This is a genomic window from Bradyrhizobium sp. 153, from assembly GCF_023073835.1.
GTDB lineage: Bacteria > Pseudomonadota > Alphaproteobacteria > Rhizobiales > Xanthobacteraceae > Bradyrhizobium.
Genome location: NZ_JADPKH010000082.1, coordinates 249,088 through 266,416, shown reverse-complemented (window position 1 = coordinate 266,416; position 17,329 = coordinate 249,088). Strand labels below are relative to the sequence as shown.

Genomic DNA, 17,329 nt, shown 5'->3' with positions numbered 1-17,329 from the left:
CATCGGCCGCTCCTTCCAACTCAGGAGCCACCTTCAGAATCGATTTCTGCCCAATTCGCAATGCCTTACAGAGAACGCTCACATGCGATTCCCCTGCCCTGGAGGGGGAGGGTCGATCACGCGCAGCGCGAGCGGGGTAGGGTGATCTCTCCACACGGGCGCCGCTTCTGTGGAGAGACTGTCACCCCACCCCCGCGACGCATTTCGTTTCGCTGCATGCGTAGCGACCCTCCCCTCCCAGGGGGAGCGTAAGAAAGAAGCTACGTCTTCACCACCAGCGCCGCCATGCTCACCGCCAGCCAGCCCAACATCATCACCGTTCCACCCGTCGGCGCTGCATACGGAAATAGCCCAGGTCCCGCATATTGCCGCCAGGTGAGATCGCCCGCGAACAGCGCGGCGCCCGCTGCAAGGCCGAACGCGGCAACGAGGCCAATTCCGCCATGCAGAAGGCCGCGCGCGAGCAAGGCGACGGTTGCAAGTATGGCAGTTGCATGAAACAGCAGCATGGCGCTGGCAGATGCCAGCCGGCTCGCATCGCCGCCATGCGCGGAGGCGGCCGCCAGCGCAACGCCGGCGGCGCCCATCAAGCCGGCCAGCCCAATCAGCAGGCGTTGTGCCGTCATCAGGCGGTCCGCTCTTCCAAGAGCTTCGCCATGGCGGCGCGCAGCTCGGCCATGCCGGTCGAACTCCGCGACGAGGTCGCGAGCACGTTCGGGAATGCAGCCGGATGCTTGGCCAGCGCGGCCTCGGTCTCGGCGATGCGCGATTGCAGCTCGGACGCCTTCACCTGGTCGGCCTTGGTCAGCACGATCTGGTAGCTGACGGCGGAGCGGTCGAGTGTCTTCAGAACCTCGAGATCGACGTCCTTGAGACCATGTCGCGCGTCGATGAGCACGTAGACGCGCGCGAGTGAGGCACGTCCCAGCAGAAATTTGTGGATCAACTCGGTCCAGGACGCGACCTGGCTCTTGGGCGCCTTGGCGTAGCCGTAGCCGGGCATGTCGACGAGGCGCAGGTCACTCTTTCCCGGGACCTCGAAAAAGATCAGCTCCTGGGTGCGGCCCGGCGTATGCGAGGTGCGCGCCAGCGCGTTGCGCCCCGTGAGCGCGTTGATCAGGCTGGACTTGCCGACGTTCGAGCGGCCGGCAAAGGCGATCTCCAGCCCCGCCATCGGCGGCAACGTGGCAATCGAGGGCGAAGCCCAGATGAACTGCCAGTCGCGCGCGAACAGCTTGCGCCCGGCCTCGATCAGCTTCGCATCTTTGTCGTCGGTCATGCTCAAGGCCCAGTGCTAGTTCCTCATGGTGAGGAGGCGCGCAAGCGCCGTCTCGAACCATGCAGGCCCGGGAGCCCGTCGCCATCCTTCGAGACGCGGCCTTGCGGCCGCTCCTCAGGATGAGGTTCGAAGTCCTCGGCTTACGTCGCTTTCCTCGCGAACGTCGCCTTGAGATTATCGAACAGCTCCACCTTCACGCCGTTGCGGCGCATGATGTAGCTCTGCTGGACCACCGAGAGCAGGTTGTTCCAGGCCCAGTAGATCACGAGGCCCGCCGGGAAGCCGGCCAGCATGAAGGTGAAGATCAGCGGCATCCAGTTGAAGATGATCTGTTGCGTCGGATCCGGCGGCGTCGGATTCAGCTTCATCTGGAACCACATCGTGATGCCCATGATGATCGGCCAGATGCCGAGCGCGAGATAGTGGCCGAACACGGGAATCGTGGTCGGGTCGAACGGGATCAGTCCGAACAGGTTGAACAGGTTGGTCGGATCGGGCGCCGAGAGGTCCTTGATCCAGCCATAGAAGGGTGCGTGCCGCATCTCGATGGTGACGAACAGCACCTTGTAGAGCGAGAAGAACACCGGGATCTGGATCACCACGGGAAGACAGCCGGCGACCGGGTTGATCTTCTCCTTGCGGTAGATCTCCATCATCTCCTGCTGCTGCTTCACCTTGTCGTCGGGATAGCGCTCCTTCAGCGCCTGAAGCTGCGGCTGGATCGACTTCATCTTCGCCATGGAGGCGTATGACTTGTTCGCCAGCGGGAAGAACAACAGCTTCACGATCACGGTCACGAGCAGGATCGAGATGCCGAAATTGCCGAAGAAGCGATAGAAGAAGTCGAGGCCGAGAAACATCGGCTTGGTGATGAAGTAGAACCAGCCCCAGTCGATCAAGAGATCGAAATGGTTGAGGCCGAGCTCCTTGTTGTAGCCGCCGAGGCCTGCGAGCGGGAAGTTGATGCCGACCACGCCGGCTTCCTTGGCGCCCGCGAACAGCCGCGTGTTGGCTGTCGTCGTGCCGCCGATTGCGACGGTCTGCGCATCTTGCAGATAGTCGGTCTGGTACCGGATCTGGGTACCTGGTTCGGCGACGAAACGTGCCTTGAGCGTTGCGGACGTGTCGGGAAGGAGCGCGGATGCCCAGTATTTGTCCGTAATGCCGAGCCAGGCATTGGTGACCTTGTTGAATTCGAATCCGTGTCCGCCGTTGCCGATCGCAGGGGCCTCGCTGACGGCCTTGTAAGCCTTCTCCTGCAAGCCCTGGTCGCCGAGATAGCCGATGAGGCCTTCATGCAGGATGTAGTAGCCTGAGACTTGCGGCGTGCCGTGGCGCGAGATCAATGCGAACGGAAAGAGCTTGACCGGCGCGTTCCCGACATTGGTCACCTCGTCCTTGATGCTGAACAGGTAGCGGTCGTCGATCGTGATGGTGCGGCGGAAGGTGAGGCCCTGACCGTTATCAAATTTCAGCACCAGCGGCGTGGACGGCGTCAGGCTGTTGGAGCCCTCCTGCTGCCAATCGGTGGTCCGGTCAGGCACCTTCGTGTCGCTTGTCGCGGCCACCCAACCAAATTCGGCGTAATACGGCTCCGCCGTGCCCGAGGGCGAATAGAGGATGATCGGCGGCGACTTCGGGTCGACCGTTTCTCGATACTGCACGAGCGCAAGGTCGTCGATGCGCGCGCCTTTCAAGGAAATGCTGCCGGTCAAACGAGGCGTTTCGATCTTGACGCGAGGGGAGGCGGCAATCGCGGCCTCGCGGCTGACGATCGGCTGGGCCGGCTGGTTCGCGACAGGGGGAGCCGAGGGAGTGCCGCCCGCCTGCGGCGCGGCACCCGGCGTCGCCGACGCCGTCGGCTGCGGTGTGCCTTTCTGGAGCTCGGCCTGCGTCTGCTGCTGGGCGCGCTGCTTCTCCATCTGCGGCACGTTGTAGAAATACTGCCAGGCGATCAGCACCAGGCCGGACAGAATGACGGCGAGGATGGTGTTGCGATTGTCGGTCATCATTCTCTCGTCATCAATCCGGTTTGCGGCTTATCGCGGGGCACGGCCTTCGGTCCCTTGGGCGTATGCCGCGCGGGCTTCGCGAATGCTATGCGCAGATCGTCGAGCATGGTCGCGAAGTCGCGCGAGAGCGCGTCCCTTCGGCCGACCAGCACATAATCATGATGGGGTTGCATCGACACCGGATCTAGCCGCTTCACCAGTTCGCGAAGCCGGCGCCGGATACGATTGCGCTCGGGGGCGTTGCCGTTCTTTTTGGTAACGGTAAAGCCGATCCGGATCGGGCCGCCGTCGTCCCGGCGGCGGCTTTGCAGGACGAACGCGGGACTATTCACCCGCGCGCCATTGGCAACGGCGAGGAAATCCGCCCGCTGCCTCAGCCGATCCATGATGAATCCCGGAAAAAGGGGGTCCGGCTCAGGCGCTCAGACGCTTGCGGCCGCGGGAGCGGCGGGCGGCGAGAACCTTGCGGCCGCCGGCCGTGGCGAGACGGGCACGGAAGCCGTGACGGCGCTTGCGCACCAGTTTGCTGGGTTGATAAGTCCGCTTCACGGGTTTTTCTCCGCTGACCGGGCAATTTGCCTGTAGAATTGATGGTAAAGTCCGGAAGATGCGGCCCAAAACGGGCCCTTTTCCGGCCCCAAGAGAGCCGCTCCCGGTGTCGCACCGGGTCATCGCGGACAATTCGCGCGGCTTATAAGCGAGCGCCTTGTTTTCGTCAACGCCGCACAAGCGCGCGTTTCCAGTGAATATCGCTGTTTGTGCGGGGTTTTTAACTCTTGAGGTAGCGACTCGCTTTATCAGCGCTTACATCTCACCTCGGCAGATTAGCGATCCGTAATTTGACCGGGCCCGGGGCCGGTCGCATCTTGCATCAGCCAAGGCCAACAGGGGCGAATTTCGTGGCAGCCACAGATCGCCAGCCGATCCAGGATCTGGATCAGCCGGACCAGCCGGCGATGCGGCCGCGCGGGTCGCGCGGGCTCGGGCTGTCAGGCAAGCTGCTGCTGCTTACCGTCCCGCTGGTGATGATCGCGGCCAGCCTGCTTTACGTGCCCGCCATTGCCAACTTCTGGGTCAACCGGCTCAACGACCGGGTGGCGGCGGCCAACACCGCGGCGCTGGTGCTGGACGCCGCGCCGCTCGGCATGGTTCCCGATTCGCTGTCGCGGCAGATTTTGAAGAGCATCAATGCCCGCGCCGTCGCCATCAAGATGGGCCAGCAGCGCCGGCTGCTCGCCAGCGACAACCTTCCTACGGCCATCGAGCATGACATCGACCTGCGCGACATGACAGCGTGGGAGGCGATCACCGGCTCGTTCCGGATGATGCTGGAGACCGGCAACCAGGCCATCCGCATCGTTGGGCCGGGCGTCGGCAACGCCCAGTTCATTGAGATCGTGACCGACGAGCTGCCGCTGCGGCAGCAGATGTACCGGTTCTCCCGTAATGTCGTGGTGGTTGCGCTGATCATCGCGGCCCTGACCGCCGGCCTCGTCTATCTCGCTCTGCATTATCTCTTCGTGCGCCCGATGCGGCGGCTCACCGCGAGCCTGGTCGGCTTCCACGAGAATCCCGAGAGCTCGGCGCGGATCATCGTGCCGAGCCAGCGCAGCGACGAGATCGGGGTGGCCGAGCGCGAATTGTCCGACATGCAGCGCGACCTGATGTCGATGCTGAATCAGAAGAGCCGGCTCGCCGCCCTCGGCCTCGCCGTCTCCAAGATCAACCACGATCTGCGCAACCTGCTGGCCTCGGCGCAGCTTTTGTCGGACCAACTCGCCAGCGTGCCGGATCCGCGGGTGCAACGCTTCGCGCCGAAACTGGTGCGCTCGCTCGAGCGCGCCATCGCCTTCTGCCAATCCACGTTGTCCTATGGCCGCGCTCAGGAGGCCGCACCAGACCGCCGCATGATCCTGATCGAGCCGGTGGTGCTGGAGGTGCGCGAGACCGCTGGGCTCGCCAACGACGCCTCGATCGCCTGGGTTTCCGCAATCGAGCGCGGGCTTGCCGTCGATGCGGATCCCGACCAGCTGTTCCGCGTGCTGCTCAACCTCGTCCGTAACGCCGCCCAGGCGCTGGAAAGCCATGCCTCGTCCGGCGAGGGCGGCGTGCAGCAGATCCGGATCACCGGAAAACGCGAGGGCGCGGTCGCCATCTTGGAGGTTTCCGACACCGGCCCGGGCGTGCCCCAGAAAACCCGGGAGCACCTGTTCGAGGCGTTTCAGACCTCCGGCCGCCCCGGCGGCAGCGGCCTTGGCCTTGCCATCGCCGCCGAGCTCGTCCGCGCCCATGGCGGCGACATCCACCTCGTCGAAGGCACCATCGGCGCCACCTTCCGTATCGTCATCCCCGACCGCCCCGTGGAACTGCTCTCCATCCGCAACGAGCGGGCGCGGGCGTAGCCGGCCAGCCGGCAGTCTCCCGTCATTCCGGGACGGCCCAAAGGGAGGGCCACGGAATCTAGAGGTTTCGGCGCGAGATTCCGCACTTCTCGCTTCGCGAGCCCAGGAATGACCATGCTGGCGGTCATCTCCTTGCAAAATCTCCCCATCCCGGATCTTGCCAACAGGGACAAGAGCGGCTAGTCAGAGCGCTCTTTCGCACCCCTCCCGGCCTTCCGGGAGATGCGTCGCGGGTCATGCCCGCCATCGCTGCTTGCGAAAAACGCGCCCGTAGCTCAGCTGGATAGAGCATCAGACTACGAATCTGAGGGTCGGACGTTCGAATCGTTCCGGGCGCGCCATTCCTTGACGCCGGGCAGGCAACCGGCATCCGAGATCGCGGATTGGCCGCGCCCTGTCGGGAACCAAATGAAGATATCGCAGGCATTCAAATTCGAGGCGGCGCATCGGCTGCCGAAGGTGCCCGAGACGCACCGATGCAGCCGGCTGCATGGTCATTCCTACCGAGTAGAGGTTCAGCTCGAAGGATCGGTCGACCCGCGCACGGGCTTCGTCGTGGACTTTTTTGATCTCGAGAAGTGCTTCGCCGACATCGTGGGCGCGTTGGACCACAGGTGCCTGAACGACGTCGAGGGGCTCGAGAACCCGACGGCCGAAAACATTGCGATCTGGATATGGGACCGGCTGGAGCCGAGCGTGTGGCAAATCTCGGCTGTCCGCGTTTACGAAACGGCGGACTGCTGGGCCGAATATCAGGGGCGGTGACGCGCGACGGCGCCGTGGTCAAAATGCGCTCGACATCGCATCCCGAACCGCAGCCTCGCTCGGCTGGGATACGCGTGGCGGCATTCACCGCAGCCCCTGTTCGTCGATCAGGATGCGGTGGATCTCGATGCGTTCCGGCAATTCGATCAGGAATTCCGGATCGCGCGCGAGATGATGCACCTTGGTCGGCTCGCCCTTGGTGAAAGCCGTCATGGCCTCGACGTCCGCCCAGTAGGAGATGGTCGTGAACCACGTCTCCTCATCGCGGTCCTCGCGCAGCTGCTGCACGCCGAGCGCCGTCTTCAACAGCGGCGGAATGCCCTCCGCCTGCAGATAGGTCTGGTAGGCGTCAGCGATGTCGCGGCGGGTACGGCCGCGCCAGATGCGGGCGATGGTCGGCTTGGTCGGCATGGTGGACTCCTTCAGGCGAACGCCGTGCTTCGCATTCTCGTTCCAGCGTCTCCATGTCACGGCCCTCGACAGCCGCCCTGGAACTTGGTGCCACATCATTGATCTGAAGCAATGATGGTCTTCGGCACAAGTGCTCTTCTGAACATCAGCTGACCGCCGCCTGTAATCTGTTTCACACGCAAACGCGCTCAATGACGCTACACGAACCAGACCGCGCTCCGCGCGGCCTGGTCCGGAGCTGGCGATGATGGCTGCACTGGCAAAAGCACTCTCCCGTGCAATGAGAACCACCATCGACGTCGAGACCCTGAAAATCCTCATGATCTTCGCGGGAGCGTGGGCGCTACTCTTCCTCGTTGCCGCCATGATCTACGGACAGGCGCTGAAGGCCGCATTATTCTGAGGTCGCGCGAGTAAATCGCCCTTCGCCGCGAGACGAGCCCTCGTCCTGAGGGCCCGCCACAGGCGGGCGTCTCGCGCGCGCCAGCGCCGGCCCTTCCGGAAACCTATTGATGATCGATTGCAGCCTGCCTCAGCGCCGGCGCGACGTGGGTGAGCCGCCGCGTCGTCGGTCAGCGCGTCGCGCTCTCGGATTGATGCCGGGCTTGCCGCCCCGCAGGAACTTCCACTTTTTCCCGACGTTGAGCAGGCGGCTCCCACGGTCCACCGATGAAGAACTTTGCCAATACCGAGTTTTCCCCTGAGGTGATCGAGCTGATGACCACCGCGCTGGAAGCTGCGATTGCGACCCTGCCGGAGCCCGTGCATTCCTCGCACGTCAATGCACTCGCCGAATCCATCCTGCGCACGGCCGGTGCGGGTGAGCGCAACCCCGCCGCCTTGCAGAGGATCGCTTTGATGGAATTGCAACTGGCGCCGCGTCATTGATGAGGCCGACATGAGGACAGCAGCTGCTGTGGTCATCGCGCTCTGTGCGACATCGTCTGTTGCCGGGGCAGACAGCTGGACGACCTACCGGATTCCGGAATCCGGGACGTCGGCCGACATTCCCGCCTCGCTTTTCACCGAGCCCGCCGGAAAACCCGACGGATACGGCCAGCAATTTCGCACGGCCGATGGCCGCGCCGATCTCACCGTGCAAGCTGTTCCCAATCAAGGTCTCTCGCCCGCCGAATTTCTCGCCAGGAAAAATCCGCCGTCCGGGATCATCTACAAACGGATCACACCGAGATTTTTCGTAGTCTCCAGCATCAAGCGCGGCAAGATCTGGTACGACCGATGCAATTTCTCGCGGCGCTACGTGCATTGCGTGCTGATCAATTATCCGGCGGCCGAGAAGCGGCAATGGGACGGCATCGTGACGCGCATCAGCCACAGCCTGAGTGCCGGTTGACCTGGGCCAACACAACAAAAAGGCTGCCCGAGCGACTCGGGCAGCAGGTCGTGAGGATGGCGCGTTTTCTAGCGAGGTGGATACCGGTCCGCGCGACGAAAACGCGTCAAGCCAAGGAGCTTCAAGACAAGGAGCTTCGGTTCTGATTCCACCAGAACCGATATGCTCTAGCGAGCCGTCGTCGATGTCGTCGACATGGTCGGCTTCGAGCCCGGTACATGCGACATCGTCTTGGTGGTCGAGCCGACCTCTTCGCCGGCCTTGACCTTGGTGCGCGTATGCGAGCGGCTGAACGTGCCGCCTTCATGGGCCTGCGCCCGCGCGTTGGAATTCAGCACGGGCCCGTTGCCCTTGTTCGTGCTGACGCCGGTCTGGGTCTTGCCGTCGACGGAAGCGGCGCTTCCACCGGCCGCAATCGAGGAGCCGGTGCTGCCGGTCGGCGACGTTGACGTGCCGCCGGTGCCGACGGTGGAGGCGGATGTGCCGCCCGCGGCGGCCGAGCCGCCGCTTCCGCCCGTGATGCTCTTCTGTGCAAGAACCGGCGAAGCGGCAGCGAGCAGGGCCGCGACCGCCGCGGTCGTGAGTAAGTTTCTCATGTTTCAATCCTCTATCAATCAGGGTGACGATGTCGAGATTGTGCAGCCGTTGACGGTGATGGTGCTAGCACTGGTGGAGCCAGGACCGCCCGCCGTCGACGACGAGCTCGAGACGTTGCCGCCGCCGGCCTGCACATGCACCGATGATCCGCCGGCCGAGCTTGAGCTCGACAGCGAACTGCTCGATGAGGTCGACCCGGTCGTGCCCGAGCTCGATGAGCCGACCGCGGTGATGCTTCCGTCTGCATGCTTCTCGACCTTGACCTTGCAGGTCTCGCCTGATGCCGTCTTGCCGGTTTTTTCCATGGTCTCTGCCGATGCAGCGCTGCCCATCAGAGCCAGCGCCATGATCGCAACGATTGACTTGTTCATTGCGGCTCCTCCTCAACATGGACGAAGGGAGCGGCACGTGGCCGCTCCCGGGATGGGACTAATTCTTGTCCTTCTTCCACTCGTCCTTGTTATGGCCCTTGCCCTTCTCGAGGCCCATGTCGCTGGCGTGGCTACCGGACTTGCCGTCGCCCATGCCGGGCGACTTCGACGCGCCGGACTGACCAACGGTCGAGCCGCTGCCGGCCGCCGAGCCGCCGGTGCCGACGCTGGACGAGCTCTTGCCGCTGCCCGCCGACGAACCGCCGGTGCCGAGCGTCGAGGCCGAGCCGCTTCCCGAGCCGCTGCCGGCCGCCGAGCCACCGGTACCCACAGTCGAGCTGCTGGTGCCGCCGCCCGCAGACGAGCCGCCAGTGCCCAGCGTCGACGCAGAACCTGATCCGCTGCCCGAGCCGGCCGATGAGCCGCCGGTGCCGACCGTCGAGCTGCTCGTGCCGCCGCCCGCCGAAGAGCCGCCGGTGCCGACCGTCGAACTCGATTGCGCAACAGCGAGTGCCGTGCCGGCCAACAGCGCGGCCGCAGCCGCAGAAAGCTTCAGGATCCTCATGTCCATTCCTCCAGGGTTTCCAAAAACAAATCGCCAAATCAGGCACGGGATAAATTGGCAAACGCGCAAACGTTCCTTGCGTCGGACACGTTGACGCTTTTGCGCAACCTGAAGTGAAGTTCCGCGCTGCGCGAACACGGCCACGCATCCTTTTATTCATCTGGCGTTCATCTGGAGCGAGTGCGAACGGCTGCGCGCCTCATGCGCCGCGATCACGCTGCATCAGCACATCTCAGAACGCCCCGACCATCACCTGGCGATCGTAGAGTCGACGTGGGGACGCCGAGCGAGCCGCGCGATTTGAACGGAGACCGGCTGCTCGCGTCGCGCCGCGCTGAGGTGCGGGCGTGTTCGTCTCTGGCTTCCGCGGTTCGGCCATCGCCAATGCGTTGCTCGCAACGTGGACCGGCGGCTCGGCGGCGAGCAGAGGCGAAGAGACACTGGCGGCGATCTGAGTGGACGTGTCGAAGACGATTTTTTCAGGCAAGGCTCGTGCGGAGTGGATGCGAATGATGCTTCGGTCGACCTCCGGGCCGACAGAGCGCTCGCCAAGTGGCGGCAGATTGCGATCGAGTGCGAAGAGCAGCGCCACGACCAATGCGCCTGCAAACAGGAAATATCGAATGATGGGCATCGGGCCCCCTACCGCAAAATGAAAGCAGGATGCACGGCGAGCCGCTCCTCCACGGCCCGCCGCGCGGCGGAGTTAATCCACCTCCTGGACCACCATGCGGGTCTCGGGGTCCACCAGCATGACCCGGTTGCCCGAATAGACGTAGCGATACTTCGTCAGCGACGGGCCCCAATCGCTCGGCACGCTCGCGAGCTCGACATCGCGCGGGACCGGCGAGCCGACCACGATCTTTTCGCGCGTCTCGACCGGACGGATCTTGTGCTCGGTGACGTAAGATCGAATCTTGGTGCGGTATTCCGGCTCGATCTGCACGGTCGCGCCGTGTCCGGCGCCGGTCGTCGTGGTGACGGTGGTTTGCGCCATCGCGCTCGTCGACACGAGCAGAGCGGCGGCCGAAATCAGCATGAACTTCTTCATCGCATTCTCCCTCGCCGCTTCATGCGGCGCTGCGATGAACTCGCCATCAGCTCGGCCGTTCCGCAGGAACGCGGAACGTTTGCCGTTTTTTCCTGTTTCTTCCCCGGGAGCAGTTATTCGGAGGAGAGGATAATGCCTGTATTGATTCTCTGGGCCGTGCCGGCGATCCTGGTTGTCGGCGGTGGCATCTATCTCATTGGCCACATGCACTGAATGCAAAGGCCCCGGTTTCTGAATGCAAAGAACCCGGGGCTGCATATCTGCAGGAAATCCTCGCCGACCTCGTCAGCCCTACGTTTTCAAAAACTGAACGGCATCGTACGAGTGACAGCTGGCGGTCGTTTGCCTTACCGCCACCCCAGCGCCGGTGCCACCTGAGTCAGGATCGCCTCGAGCGCATGCACGCAGTAGGCGACGCCGAGCTGGTTCGGAATCGTCAGCAGCAACGTGTCCGCTTCCGCGATCGCCTCGTCCTGGCGCAGTTGCTCGATCAGCACGTCAGGCTCCGCCGCATAGGAGCGGCCGAAGATCGCGCGGGTGCGCGGGTCGATGAAGCCGATCTGATCCTCCCCTCCGCGTTCCCCGCCAAAATAAGCGCGGTCGCGATCGTCGATCAGCGCGAAGATGCTGCGGCTCACCGATACGCGCGGCTCGCGGCTGTGCCCCGCCTCTTTCCACGCCGCGCGATAGGCGCGGATCTGCGCCGCCTGCTGCACATGAAAAGCCTCGCCGGTCTCGTCGTTCTTCAGCGTCGAGCTCTGCAAGTTCATGCCGAGCTTTGCTGCCCACACCGCGGTGGCGTTCGAGCCGGCACCCCACCAGATGCGTTCGCGCAAGCCTTGCGCATGCGGCTCGAGGCGCAACAGCCCGGGCGGATTGGGAAACATTGGCTGCGGATTGGGCTCGGCAAAACCCTCGCCGCGGAGCAGGTCGAGGAAGACTTCCGCGTGGCGCCGGCCCATGTCGGCATCGCTCTGGCCCTCGGCCGGGCGATAGCCAAAATAACGCCAGCCGTCGATCACCTGCTCGGGCGAGCCGCGGCTGATGCCCAGCTGGAGCCGCCCACCGGCGATGAGGTCGGCGCTTCCTGCGTCCTCCACCATGTAGAGCGGGTTCTCGTAACGCATGTCGATCACGGCCGTGCCGATCTCGATCCTGCTGGTCTTGGCGCCGACGGCGGCGAGCAGCGGAAAGGGTGATGCGAGCTGCCGGGCGAAGTGATGTACGCGGAAATAGGCGCCGTCCAAGCCGAGCTGTTCCGCCGCAACCGCAAGCTCGATCGATTGCAGCAGCGTGTCCGCGGCCGAGCGGGTCTGCGACTGCGGCGAGGGCGTCCAGTGTCCGAAGGACAGGAATCCGATCTTTTTCATGGAGGCAAAGTAAGTATGATCGCAGGAGTTTGCGATACGCCGGCTGGAGGAAAGTTGGACAAGAGGGGAAGCCGTGTACCCGCAAGTGCCGCCCTTTGGGAGGAAGCAGACCTAAGCAGACAACGCCGTCATGTCGCTTTTTGACCCATCGCAGGCGTTCGGGCCTCTGGGGCCGGCGTCGCGTTTTGACGCTGAACAGACGACTAAATGTTGCCGACGGCGACGCATTTGGAAAACGACTGTCGCCCGACAGCGCAGAGCCGAGGCCTCGTCATCGCTCTGCATGGTCTCGCCATGCGTGCGCAGCGTCTAGCGCCGCTTCCCAATAAGACGATGCGGGCATCCGGTGCTCACGTAAAATTACCGCCAAATGCCGGATAGAAGCTAGCGCACCGGCACGGTGCGGGTCATCTTGCTGTGCTGGCCTAAGGTCTTGCAGTAGATTGTTGAGCAGTATTGCTGCTCGATCTTCGCAGGTCTCCCGCGCTTCTTGCAATATCAGCAGCGCGTAACGCGCCTCTACATACTGGCTCATTATCGTCGCCTGAATTCAACCGACGGAGACCGAAAATCTTGCCTCTGTGCTGGTAATGTCCCTTACCTGCCGCAGAAGAGGCGCAGACCGGAGCACCGGTTGTTGCTTTCCGGCAGCGGCCCTATTTCGCAGGCAATTGGCGCTTTCCATGAGCCTCCCCGCGTTCGCACTTTCCTCCAGTTCGCTCCGCCTTCTGCTCGGCTAAAAGCACTTGCGCTCGCAACTGTTCCAGCTCGGCAAGTTGAAAGGCGAGCGCTTCAAGGCGGTCGTGAAGAACTACAACTTCGTGCGCGCGGCCGTAGTGCATGCCAGCCCCTCTTCATTTAAGACTTGGCCCGTTCGCTGGACCCGGGAAAATCTGGCAACTTCGGCCATGGCGCGCATTTACATACAGCAAGGTGTATCGCACCAAAGGCCAGTTAGCCGGGGGCACCCGCCGCATCGCATGCTTCGCGTCTGATGCTGGAGGACCTGGACCAATCCTTCGCTATGCGTGTCTCGGTTCTTACGCCGGCTGGAACTGCGTTGTTCGGCTTATCGGTTGGCCAGGCCATCGAGTTCCAAACGCCAGGCCCAAACAGCTGGTCCTTGAGGGTACTCGGCGTGTTGAACTGAAGGAGGCGTCGGTATGCGCGGTGCTTTCAGCTAGAACAGGCCGCCTTAACGGTCATCGGTATCAGCGTCGTTCTGGCTGTCGTGCTCTTCCTGGCAACCTTCTTCAGGGCTTGAAGGTCCAACTGAGCTGCCCCTCGATCTATGATCGAGCTGGGGCCCCCGACCGCTGCTTACCCACGGCTCTTTCCATCCGCGCTTTTAGGAACCCCTCACCCCAGTGTAGCGAAATGGCGCAGGCCGCTGCAGACGGGAACAACCGGAACTTCAGTCGCGCGTCCTCGTTGGCAGTGACTACTTACGAGCTTGAGGAGGATACATGAAGAAGCTGATCGTATGCGGCGCTCTCGCCGCCTTTGCCCTCGGCACACAGGCCGCCAGCGCCGCCGAGTTCTACATCGTTCGCGACGCGACCACCAAGAAGTGCACCGTGGTCGACACCAAACCGACGACTACCACTACGACTATCGTAGGCGACGGCATCTACAAGACCAAGACGGAAGCCGAGTCCGCCGTGAAGACCACCAAGGTCTGCACTGAACAGTAAAACGGTTCTTGCAGGGCCTAGCCGGCCCGGTGAAAAACGTTCTGATGCAATTGGAGGAGAAGATGCCTGTGCTGATTTTATGGGCCGTTCCTGCCGTGCTCGTTGTTGGCGGCGTCGGCTATTGGTTAGTTCACATGCACTGAGCGAACACCAGCTCGCACGAAAGGCTCGCCCTCAAGCCGGGCGGGCCTTTTTTGTGGTCTGCGAAGCCTCGCTCAGCAGAAAAAAGGGCCCCGGTTGGGGCCCTAATCTTTCGCGAGCGCTCGACCTGCTAGTTGTAGTCCGAATACTTGAACTGCGGGAGCGCCTTCAGCTGCTCCTTGTTGCCGCTCATGACGGCGTGGTCGGGGACCCAATCGTTCGCGCTGCGGTTAGTCGTATTGGTCGAAGCCGCGCCGGTAGTCGTGTCGCGGGAGGTGGTCGAGGTGCTCGTCGAGCTCGTCCGGACAGGCTCTTCGACGAACTTCAGCTTGTCCATCGAGACGGCGATGTCGTGTTCGCCCATGCCGAGAAAGCCCCCGATGCCGATCACCACGGCGTTGATCTTGCCGCTCTTGTCGACGAGCAGTTCGTTGACGTCGCCGAGCTTCTCGTTGGCCTCGTTGTAGACGTTCAAGCCCATGAGCTTCGAGGCTCGCCAATTGCCCTTGAGCGCCATCTTCGCGTCCACCGGTTGGGCGGTGGCAGCCGGCGCAGCGCGATCAGCCGGTTGAGTGGATTGCGCGAACGCAGCGCCGCCGATCACGGCAGTGCCAAGCAGAGCCACGGCAAGAAAGCTTTTCATCTACTATCTCCTCCACGTGAGAACCGCACCCGTTCAGATGCCGGCCTCAACGCCCGGAACTGCCACTTGTTCCCGAACTCGATCCCACCGGAGCCAGCAACCCAGCGACGTTCGGTGGTCACGATTCGGACGGAAACGCCCCTAGCAATGTCGTCAAGATTGCAGCGCAGACCGCCACGAGGACAATTTTTAGCAGCGTTCTCATGCGCCGTACGTCCTCGTTCGAGCTCTCGATAGACGAAAGTGCACGCCAGACCAGATGCGAGCAAGGCATTGCAGTGATTCCTACTACCATAAGCCCCTCCCAAAAAGCGCATTCTTCAAAGCACGATCTATGAATGCGTGAGCAAAAATGGTGCAAGTTGCGGAAGGTGCCTGCGGCTCGGCCTCTCGCGGCGCCCAAGTGCGGAAGTTCGAGGTGGAGGCCAGCGCGCCAATCCATGATAGTGTCCATGGCGGGTAACGGGGCTCGCCCGCCGGCCTACCGTGCTCAGATGAGGGATGTCGATGGATCTCAGGCGTACGGAGCCTCATCCGAAACTGAGGAACGTCGTTCGCTCCTTCGAAGAACGCCGCGCGACGCTAGGCTCTCACGTGCTGGCATTTCCGCTGACGGCACGTCCGCATCAGATTATCGATATTTACCTGGGCGATCCATTACGTCTTCGCCTCGATGGCGGGCGCCTCGCGACCGCGCCGGAGATGGTCGTCGTCGGGCCCCAGGGCGCGCGCCGGATTCATCTCTATGCTTCGGGTCAGTTACATATCTTCAACATTCTGCTGCAGCCGGCAGCTCTGCACCGGCTGGTCGGAATCGGAATGACATACCTGATCGACGAAGGCGTCCCGGCACGCGACGTGCTCGGAAACCGCGCCGCGCTCCTCCAAGACGCCGTACGATCGGCGCAGGACTTTTCTTCGCGTGTCGCCGCGGCAGAACGATGGTTTGGCGCCATGTTGGAAGGCCGTGCCGCGGAGGATGGAATTGGCGTCACGTCCCGCCGTCTCATGTCCGCCCGGGGTAACATCCGGATCGCCGCATTGGCCTCGCAATCGGGTCTGAGCGCCCGCCAGTTTCAACGTCGCTTCACGATGCAAACGGGCCTTCCCCCAAAATTGTACGCGCGCACGGCGAGATTTGATGCCGCCTTGACGATGCATCGCAATCAGCCGGCCAAGCCGTGGACGCAAATCGTCCACGAGGCCGGCTACTTCGATCAGGCGCACTTCGTCCGGGAATGCTACGCGCTAGTCGGCCTGCCACCCCACCAATTCATCGGCGATTGGGACAACATCCTCTCGCCCGATGGCTGAAAAATACAAGCCATGAAGCCTCAGCCGTGGTTTGCTTGCCAGTAGGCAAACGCGACTCAGGGGTCCCACGATGGCAAGCAACGGCGGCAGGATGGCACGCAATTTGGTGGTTAGTGCCGCGATGATAGGCTTTGCACTGGTGGCTTGCGTTTCAGACGCGTCGGCTCAGCAGCAAGAACGTGCGGGCCGCCCCGGTGAAATCGTGGTGACGTTGCTCGGCACCGGCGGCCCCGAGCCAGGCACGGCGCGCTTTGGGCCGGCCACCTTGATACAAGCCGGTGGACTCAATCTGCTATTCGATGCGGGCCGCGGCGTGACGGTGAGGTTGTATCAGCTCGGGATACCCGCAGGGAAAGGCATCGATGCCGTCTTTCTCACCCACTATCATTCCGACCATGTCGAAGGTCTGCCGGACCTCTGGATGACCGGATACATGTTCGGACCGTTCGGCTTCCGCAGCCGACCATTGCGACTGTTTGGGCCATCGGATGGCACAGGATCGGGCGGAGCGGCGAGAATCGCCAAAGGGCTCACCGAGGCGTTTGCGGACGATGCGCGGATACGAATGGCCGACGAAAAAATCCCGGCCGTCGCCACCCAAATCGACGCGCATGACTTCCAGGCTGATCGGGTCGTGTTCGAGGAGGCCGGCGTCAAGGTGACGGCATTCGCCGTCAATCATGGTGACCTGATCAAGCCGTCAGTGGGATATCGCGTTGATTATGGCGCGAAGTCGGTCACGTTGTCAGGTGACACCAAGTTCGATGAGAATCTCATCAAGTTTGCGACGGGCACGGATCTTCTGATCCATGAGGTTTTTGCCACGTCCGCGAAACTGGCAGAGTTGCCGTACATGAAGCCAGTCGCGGACCATCACACGTCGCCCGAACAGGCCGGCGAGGTGTTTTCCCGGGTCAAACCGAAGCTCGCCGCCTACACACATGTCATACTCCTCGGTGTGAGCCAGGATGTACTCGTGTCGCGGACCAAGGGCACATATGCGGCTCCGTTTCAAGTTGGCGACGACCTTATGCGGTTCGAGATTGGCGACAGCGTCGCCGTCAAGAGATGGAATCCGGAGTTTCGCGGATATTCCGATTAGATGCGCAGGAACTAATCCTTGACGATCCGCTGCTGGCGGTCTGCCGGATGAGCCCGTCACGAGGGACACTTAACAGTAAGCTGCCCTGGCTGCGCGACTACTTTGAGCAGAACCTCAGGTTAGACGGCGCTATTCGTGGGCCAAAAGGGGAGCTGGCGAACATTTGAATTGGTCAGACTTTGGGCAATCTCGTGACTTGAAGCGAACGTGGTAGCGCGAAAAGATCCCCGCATCGTTCGTCAGCTTTTGGGCCATCTG

At 62.7% G+C, this 17,329-nt stretch carries 23 protein-coding genes and 1 tRNA gene; 10 read left to right on the top strand and 14 right to left on the bottom strand.

Features of this window, described 5'->3' with window-relative positions:
- Nucleotides 1-260: 260 nt before the first annotated feature.
- The 5 genes from IVA91_RS20605 to rpmH form a co-directional block, all read right to left on the bottom strand.
- The gene (locus IVA91_RS20605; RefSeq protein ID WP_247281526.1) at nt 261-626 is read right to left on the bottom strand and encodes a DUF423 domain-containing protein; all 366 of its coding nucleotides are present in this window, start codon (nt 624-626) and stop codon (nt 261-263) included.
- Nucleotides 626-1,279: a ribosome biogenesis GTP-binding protein YihA/YsxC gene (yihA, locus tag IVA91_RS20600; protein ID WP_247281525.1), complete on the bottom strand. Its 654-nt coding sequence runs from the start codon at nt 1,277-1,279 to the stop codon at nt 626-628. The genes IVA91_RS20605 and yihA overlap by 1 nt, the downstream gene beginning before the upstream one ends.
- Before the next feature lie 140 nt (nt 1,280-1,419).
- Nucleotides 1,420-3,288, bottom strand: a complete 1,869-nt coding sequence (gene yidC, locus IVA91_RS20595; RefSeq protein WP_247281532.1) for a membrane protein insertase YidC — start codon at nt 3,286-3,288, stop codon at nt 1,420-1,422.
- Nucleotides 3,288-3,677, bottom strand: a complete 390-nt coding sequence (gene rnpA / locus IVA91_RS20590) for a ribonuclease P protein component (RefSeq protein ID WP_247459099.1) — start codon at nt 3,675-3,677, stop codon at nt 3,288-3,290. Before rnpA ends, yidC begins: the two co-directional genes overlap by 1 nt.
- A gap of 28 nt (nt 3,678-3,705) precedes the next feature.
- Nucleotides 3,706-3,840, bottom strand: coding sequence for a 50S ribosomal protein L34 (gene rpmH, locus IVA91_RS20585; RefSeq protein ID WP_212501943.1), 135 nt, complete (start codon nt 3,838-3,840; stop codon nt 3,706-3,708).
- Nucleotides 3,841-4,247: 407 nt separating this feature from the next.
- Here rpmH and IVA91_RS20580 point away from each other — a divergent pair, with 407 nt between their 5' ends.
- The 3 genes from IVA91_RS20580 to queD all read left to right on the top strand — a co-directional run bounded on the left by IVA91_RS20580 (nt 4,248) and on the right by queD (nt 6,458).
- Entirely contained in the window at nt 4,248-5,693 is a 1,446-nt protein-coding gene (locus tag IVA91_RS20580; RefSeq protein WP_247281531.1) for a HAMP domain-containing sensor histidine kinase, read from the top strand.
- 264 nt (nt 5,694-5,957) lie between these two features.
- Nucleotides 5,958-6,034: transfer RNA gene (locus IVA91_RS20575), tRNA-Arg, on the top strand.
- 4 nt (nt 6,035-6,038) lie between these two features.
- Nucleotides 6,039-6,458, top strand: coding sequence for a 6-carboxytetrahydropterin synthase QueD (queD, locus tag IVA91_RS20570; RefSeq protein ID WP_247281523.1), 420 nt, complete (start codon nt 6,039-6,041; stop codon nt 6,456-6,458).
- 84 nt (nt 6,459-6,542) lie between these two features.
- Here queD and IVA91_RS20565 read toward each other — a convergent pair whose 3' ends face one another.
- A complete protein-coding gene (locus IVA91_RS20565) occupies nt 6,543-6,869 on the bottom strand; it encodes a hypothetical protein (RefSeq protein WP_247281522.1) in 327 nt (108 codons plus the stop codon).
- A 244-nt stretch (nt 6,870-7,113) separates the two neighbouring features.
- Here IVA91_RS20565 and IVA91_RS20560 point away from each other — a divergent pair, with 244 nt between their 5' ends.
- The 3 genes from IVA91_RS20560 to IVA91_RS20550 all read left to right on the top strand — a co-directional run bounded on the left by IVA91_RS20560 (nt 7,114) and on the right by IVA91_RS20550 (nt 8,223).
- Entirely contained in the window at nt 7,114-7,272 is a 159-nt protein-coding gene (locus IVA91_RS20560) for a hypothetical protein (protein WP_247281521.1), read from the top strand.
- A 266-nt stretch (nt 7,273-7,538) separates the two neighbouring features.
- Nucleotides 7,539-7,757, top strand: coding sequence for a hypothetical protein (locus IVA91_RS20555; RefSeq protein WP_247281520.1), 219 nt, complete (start codon nt 7,539-7,541; stop codon nt 7,755-7,757).
- Nucleotides 7,758-7,767: 10 nt separating this feature from the next.
- Nucleotides 7,768-8,223: a hypothetical protein gene (locus tag IVA91_RS20550; protein WP_247281519.1), complete on the top strand. Its 456-nt coding sequence runs from the start codon at nt 7,768-7,770 to the stop codon at nt 8,221-8,223.
- A 167-nt stretch (nt 8,224-8,390) separates the two neighbouring features.
- Here the strand turns inward: IVA91_RS20550 and IVA91_RS20545 are convergent, their stop codons facing one another.
- The 7 genes from IVA91_RS20545 to IVA91_RS20515 all read right to left on the bottom strand — a co-directional run bounded on the left by IVA91_RS20545 (nt 8,391) and on the right by IVA91_RS20515 (nt 13,019).
- Nucleotides 8,391-8,819: a hypothetical protein gene (locus IVA91_RS20545; protein ID WP_247281518.1), complete on the bottom strand. Its 429-nt coding sequence runs from the start codon at nt 8,817-8,819 to the stop codon at nt 8,391-8,393.
- Nucleotides 8,820-8,837: 18 nt separating this feature from the next.
- On the bottom strand, nt 8,838-9,191 hold the full coding sequence (locus IVA91_RS20540) for a hypothetical protein (protein WP_247281517.1): 354 nt from the start codon (nt 9,189-9,191) through the stop codon (nt 8,838-8,840).
- Between the two features lie 58 nt (nt 9,192-9,249).
- On the bottom strand, nt 9,250-9,756 hold the full coding sequence (locus IVA91_RS20535; protein ID WP_247281516.1) for a hypothetical protein: 507 nt from the start codon (nt 9,754-9,756) through the stop codon (nt 9,250-9,252).
- A 232-nt stretch (nt 9,757-9,988) separates the two neighbouring features.
- Nucleotides 9,989-10,348, bottom strand: a complete 360-nt coding sequence (locus IVA91_RS20530; RefSeq protein WP_247281515.1) for a hypothetical protein — start codon at nt 10,346-10,348, stop codon at nt 9,989-9,991.
- Between the two features lie 114 nt (nt 10,349-10,462).
- A complete protein-coding gene (locus IVA91_RS20525; protein ID WP_247281514.1) occupies nt 10,463-10,807 on the bottom strand; it encodes a DUF1236 domain-containing protein in 345 nt (114 codons plus the stop codon).
- Between the two features lie 347 nt (nt 10,808-11,154).
- Entirely contained in the window at nt 11,155-12,177 is a 1,023-nt protein-coding gene (locus IVA91_RS20520; protein ID WP_247281513.1) for an LLM class flavin-dependent oxidoreductase, read from the bottom strand.
- A 656-nt stretch (nt 12,178-12,833) separates the two neighbouring features.
- Nucleotides 12,834-13,019 carry a hypothetical protein gene (locus tag IVA91_RS20515; RefSeq protein WP_247281512.1) on the bottom strand — a complete coding sequence of 62 codons (186 nt, stop codon included), beginning with the start codon at nt 13,017-13,019 and terminating at the stop codon, nt 12,834-12,836.
- A gap of 152 nt (nt 13,020-13,171) precedes the next feature.
- On the opposite strand from IVA91_RS20515, the gene IVA91_RS37185 reads away from it, so the two are divergent.
- The gene (locus IVA91_RS37185; RefSeq protein ID WP_346015511.1) at nt 13,172-13,327 is read left to right on the top strand and encodes a GreA/GreB family elongation factor; all 156 of its coding nucleotides are present in this window, start codon (nt 13,172-13,174) and stop codon (nt 13,325-13,327) included.
- A 316-nt stretch (nt 13,328-13,643) separates the two neighbouring features.
- Nucleotides 13,644-13,871, top strand: coding sequence for a hypothetical protein (locus IVA91_RS20510; protein ID WP_247281511.1), 228 nt, complete (start codon nt 13,644-13,646; stop codon nt 13,869-13,871).
- A gap of 271 nt (nt 13,872-14,142) precedes the next feature.
- Here the strand turns inward: IVA91_RS20510 and IVA91_RS20505 are convergent, their stop codons facing one another.
- The gene (locus tag IVA91_RS20505; protein WP_247281510.1) at nt 14,143-14,655 is read right to left on the bottom strand and encodes a PRC-barrel domain-containing protein; all 513 of its coding nucleotides are present in this window, start codon (nt 14,653-14,655) and stop codon (nt 14,143-14,145) included.
- 501 nt (nt 14,656-15,156) lie between these two features.
- Here IVA91_RS20505 and IVA91_RS20500 point away from each other — a divergent pair.
- Together IVA91_RS20500 and IVA91_RS20495 are read left to right on the top strand one after the other, a co-directional pair.
- Nucleotides 15,157-15,969, top strand: a complete 813-nt coding sequence (locus tag IVA91_RS20500) for a helix-turn-helix domain-containing protein (RefSeq protein ID WP_247281509.1) — start codon at nt 15,157-15,159, stop codon at nt 15,967-15,969.
- 70 nt (nt 15,970-16,039) lie between these two features.
- Nucleotides 16,040-17,071, top strand: coding sequence for an MBL fold metallo-hydrolase (locus IVA91_RS20495; protein WP_247281508.1), 1,032 nt, complete (start codon nt 16,040-16,042; stop codon nt 17,069-17,071).
- Nucleotides 17,072-17,329 lie beyond the last annotated feature (258 nt).

Excerpts from the sequence above, each read along its gene's own strand:
- IVA91_RS20510 (WP_247281511.1), top strand. The coding sequence starts at position 13,644 with ATGAAGAAGCTGATCGTATGCGGCGCTCTCGCCGCCTTTGCCCTCGGC.
- yihA (WP_247281525.1), bottom strand. The coding sequence starts at position 1,279 with ATGACCGACGACAAAGATGCGAAGCTGATCGAGGCCGGGCGCAAGCTG.
- rnpA (WP_247459099.1), bottom strand. The coding sequence starts at position 3,677 with ATGGATCGGCTGAGGCAGCGGGCGGATTTCCTCGCCGTTGCCAATGGC.
- IVA91_RS20505 (WP_247281510.1), bottom strand. The coding sequence starts at position 14,655 with ATGAAAAGCTTTCTTGCCGTGGCTCTGCTTGGCACTGCCGTGATCGGC.
- IVA91_RS20565 (WP_247281522.1), bottom strand. The coding sequence starts at position 6,869 with ATGCCGACCAAGCCGACCATCGCCCGCATCTGGCGCGGCCGTACCCGC.
- IVA91_RS20540 (WP_247281517.1), bottom strand. The coding sequence starts at position 9,191 with ATGAACAAGTCAATCGTTGCGATCATGGCGCTGGCTCTGATGGGCAGC.
- IVA91_RS20520 (WP_247281513.1), bottom strand. The coding sequence starts at position 12,177 with ATGAAAAAGATCGGATTCCTGTCCTTCGGACACTGGACGCCCTCGCCG.
- IVA91_RS20535 (WP_247281516.1), bottom strand. The coding sequence starts at position 9,756 with ATGAGGATCCTGAAGCTTTCTGCGGCTGCGGCCGCGCTGTTGGCCGGC.
- IVA91_RS20495 (WP_247281508.1), top strand. The coding sequence starts at position 16,040 with ATGGCAAGCAACGGCGGCAGGATGGCACGCAATTTGGTGGTTAGTGCC.
- IVA91_RS20550 (WP_247281519.1), top strand. The coding sequence starts at position 7,768 with ATGAGGACAGCAGCTGCTGTGGTCATCGCGCTCTGTGCGACATCGTCT.
- IVA91_RS20580 (WP_247281531.1), top strand. The coding sequence starts at position 4,248 with ATGCGGCCGCGCGGGTCGCGCGGGCTCGGGCTGTCAGGCAAGCTGCTG.
- IVA91_RS20500 (WP_247281509.1), top strand. The coding sequence starts at position 15,157 with ATGTCGATGGATCTCAGGCGTACGGAGCCTCATCCGAAACTGAGGAAC.
- IVA91_RS20605 (WP_247281526.1), bottom strand. The coding sequence starts at position 626 with ATGACGGCACAACGCCTGCTGATTGGGCTGGCCGGCTTGATGGGCGCC.
- IVA91_RS20555 (WP_247281520.1), top strand. The coding sequence starts at position 7,539 with ATGAAGAACTTTGCCAATACCGAGTTTTCCCCTGAGGTGATCGAGCTG.
- IVA91_RS37185 (WP_346015511.1), top strand. The coding sequence starts at position 13,172 with ATGCTGGAGGACCTGGACCAATCCTTCGCTATGCGTGTCTCGGTTCTT.
- yidC (WP_247281532.1), bottom strand. The coding sequence starts at position 3,288 with ATGACCGACAATCGCAACACCATCCTCGCCGTCATTCTGTCCGGCCTG.
- IVA91_RS20560 (WP_247281521.1), top strand. The coding sequence starts at position 7,114 with ATGATGGCTGCACTGGCAAAAGCACTCTCCCGTGCAATGAGAACCACC.
- IVA91_RS20545 (WP_247281518.1), bottom strand. The coding sequence starts at position 8,819 with ATGAGAAACTTACTCACGACCGCGGCGGTCGCGGCCCTGCTCGCTGCC.
- IVA91_RS20515 (WP_247281512.1), bottom strand. The coding sequence starts at position 13,019 with ATGCACTACGGCCGCGCGCACGAAGTTGTAGTTCTTCACGACCGCCTT.
- IVA91_RS20525 (WP_247281514.1), bottom strand. The coding sequence starts at position 10,807 with ATGAAGAAGTTCATGCTGATTTCGGCCGCCGCTCTGCTCGTGTCGACG.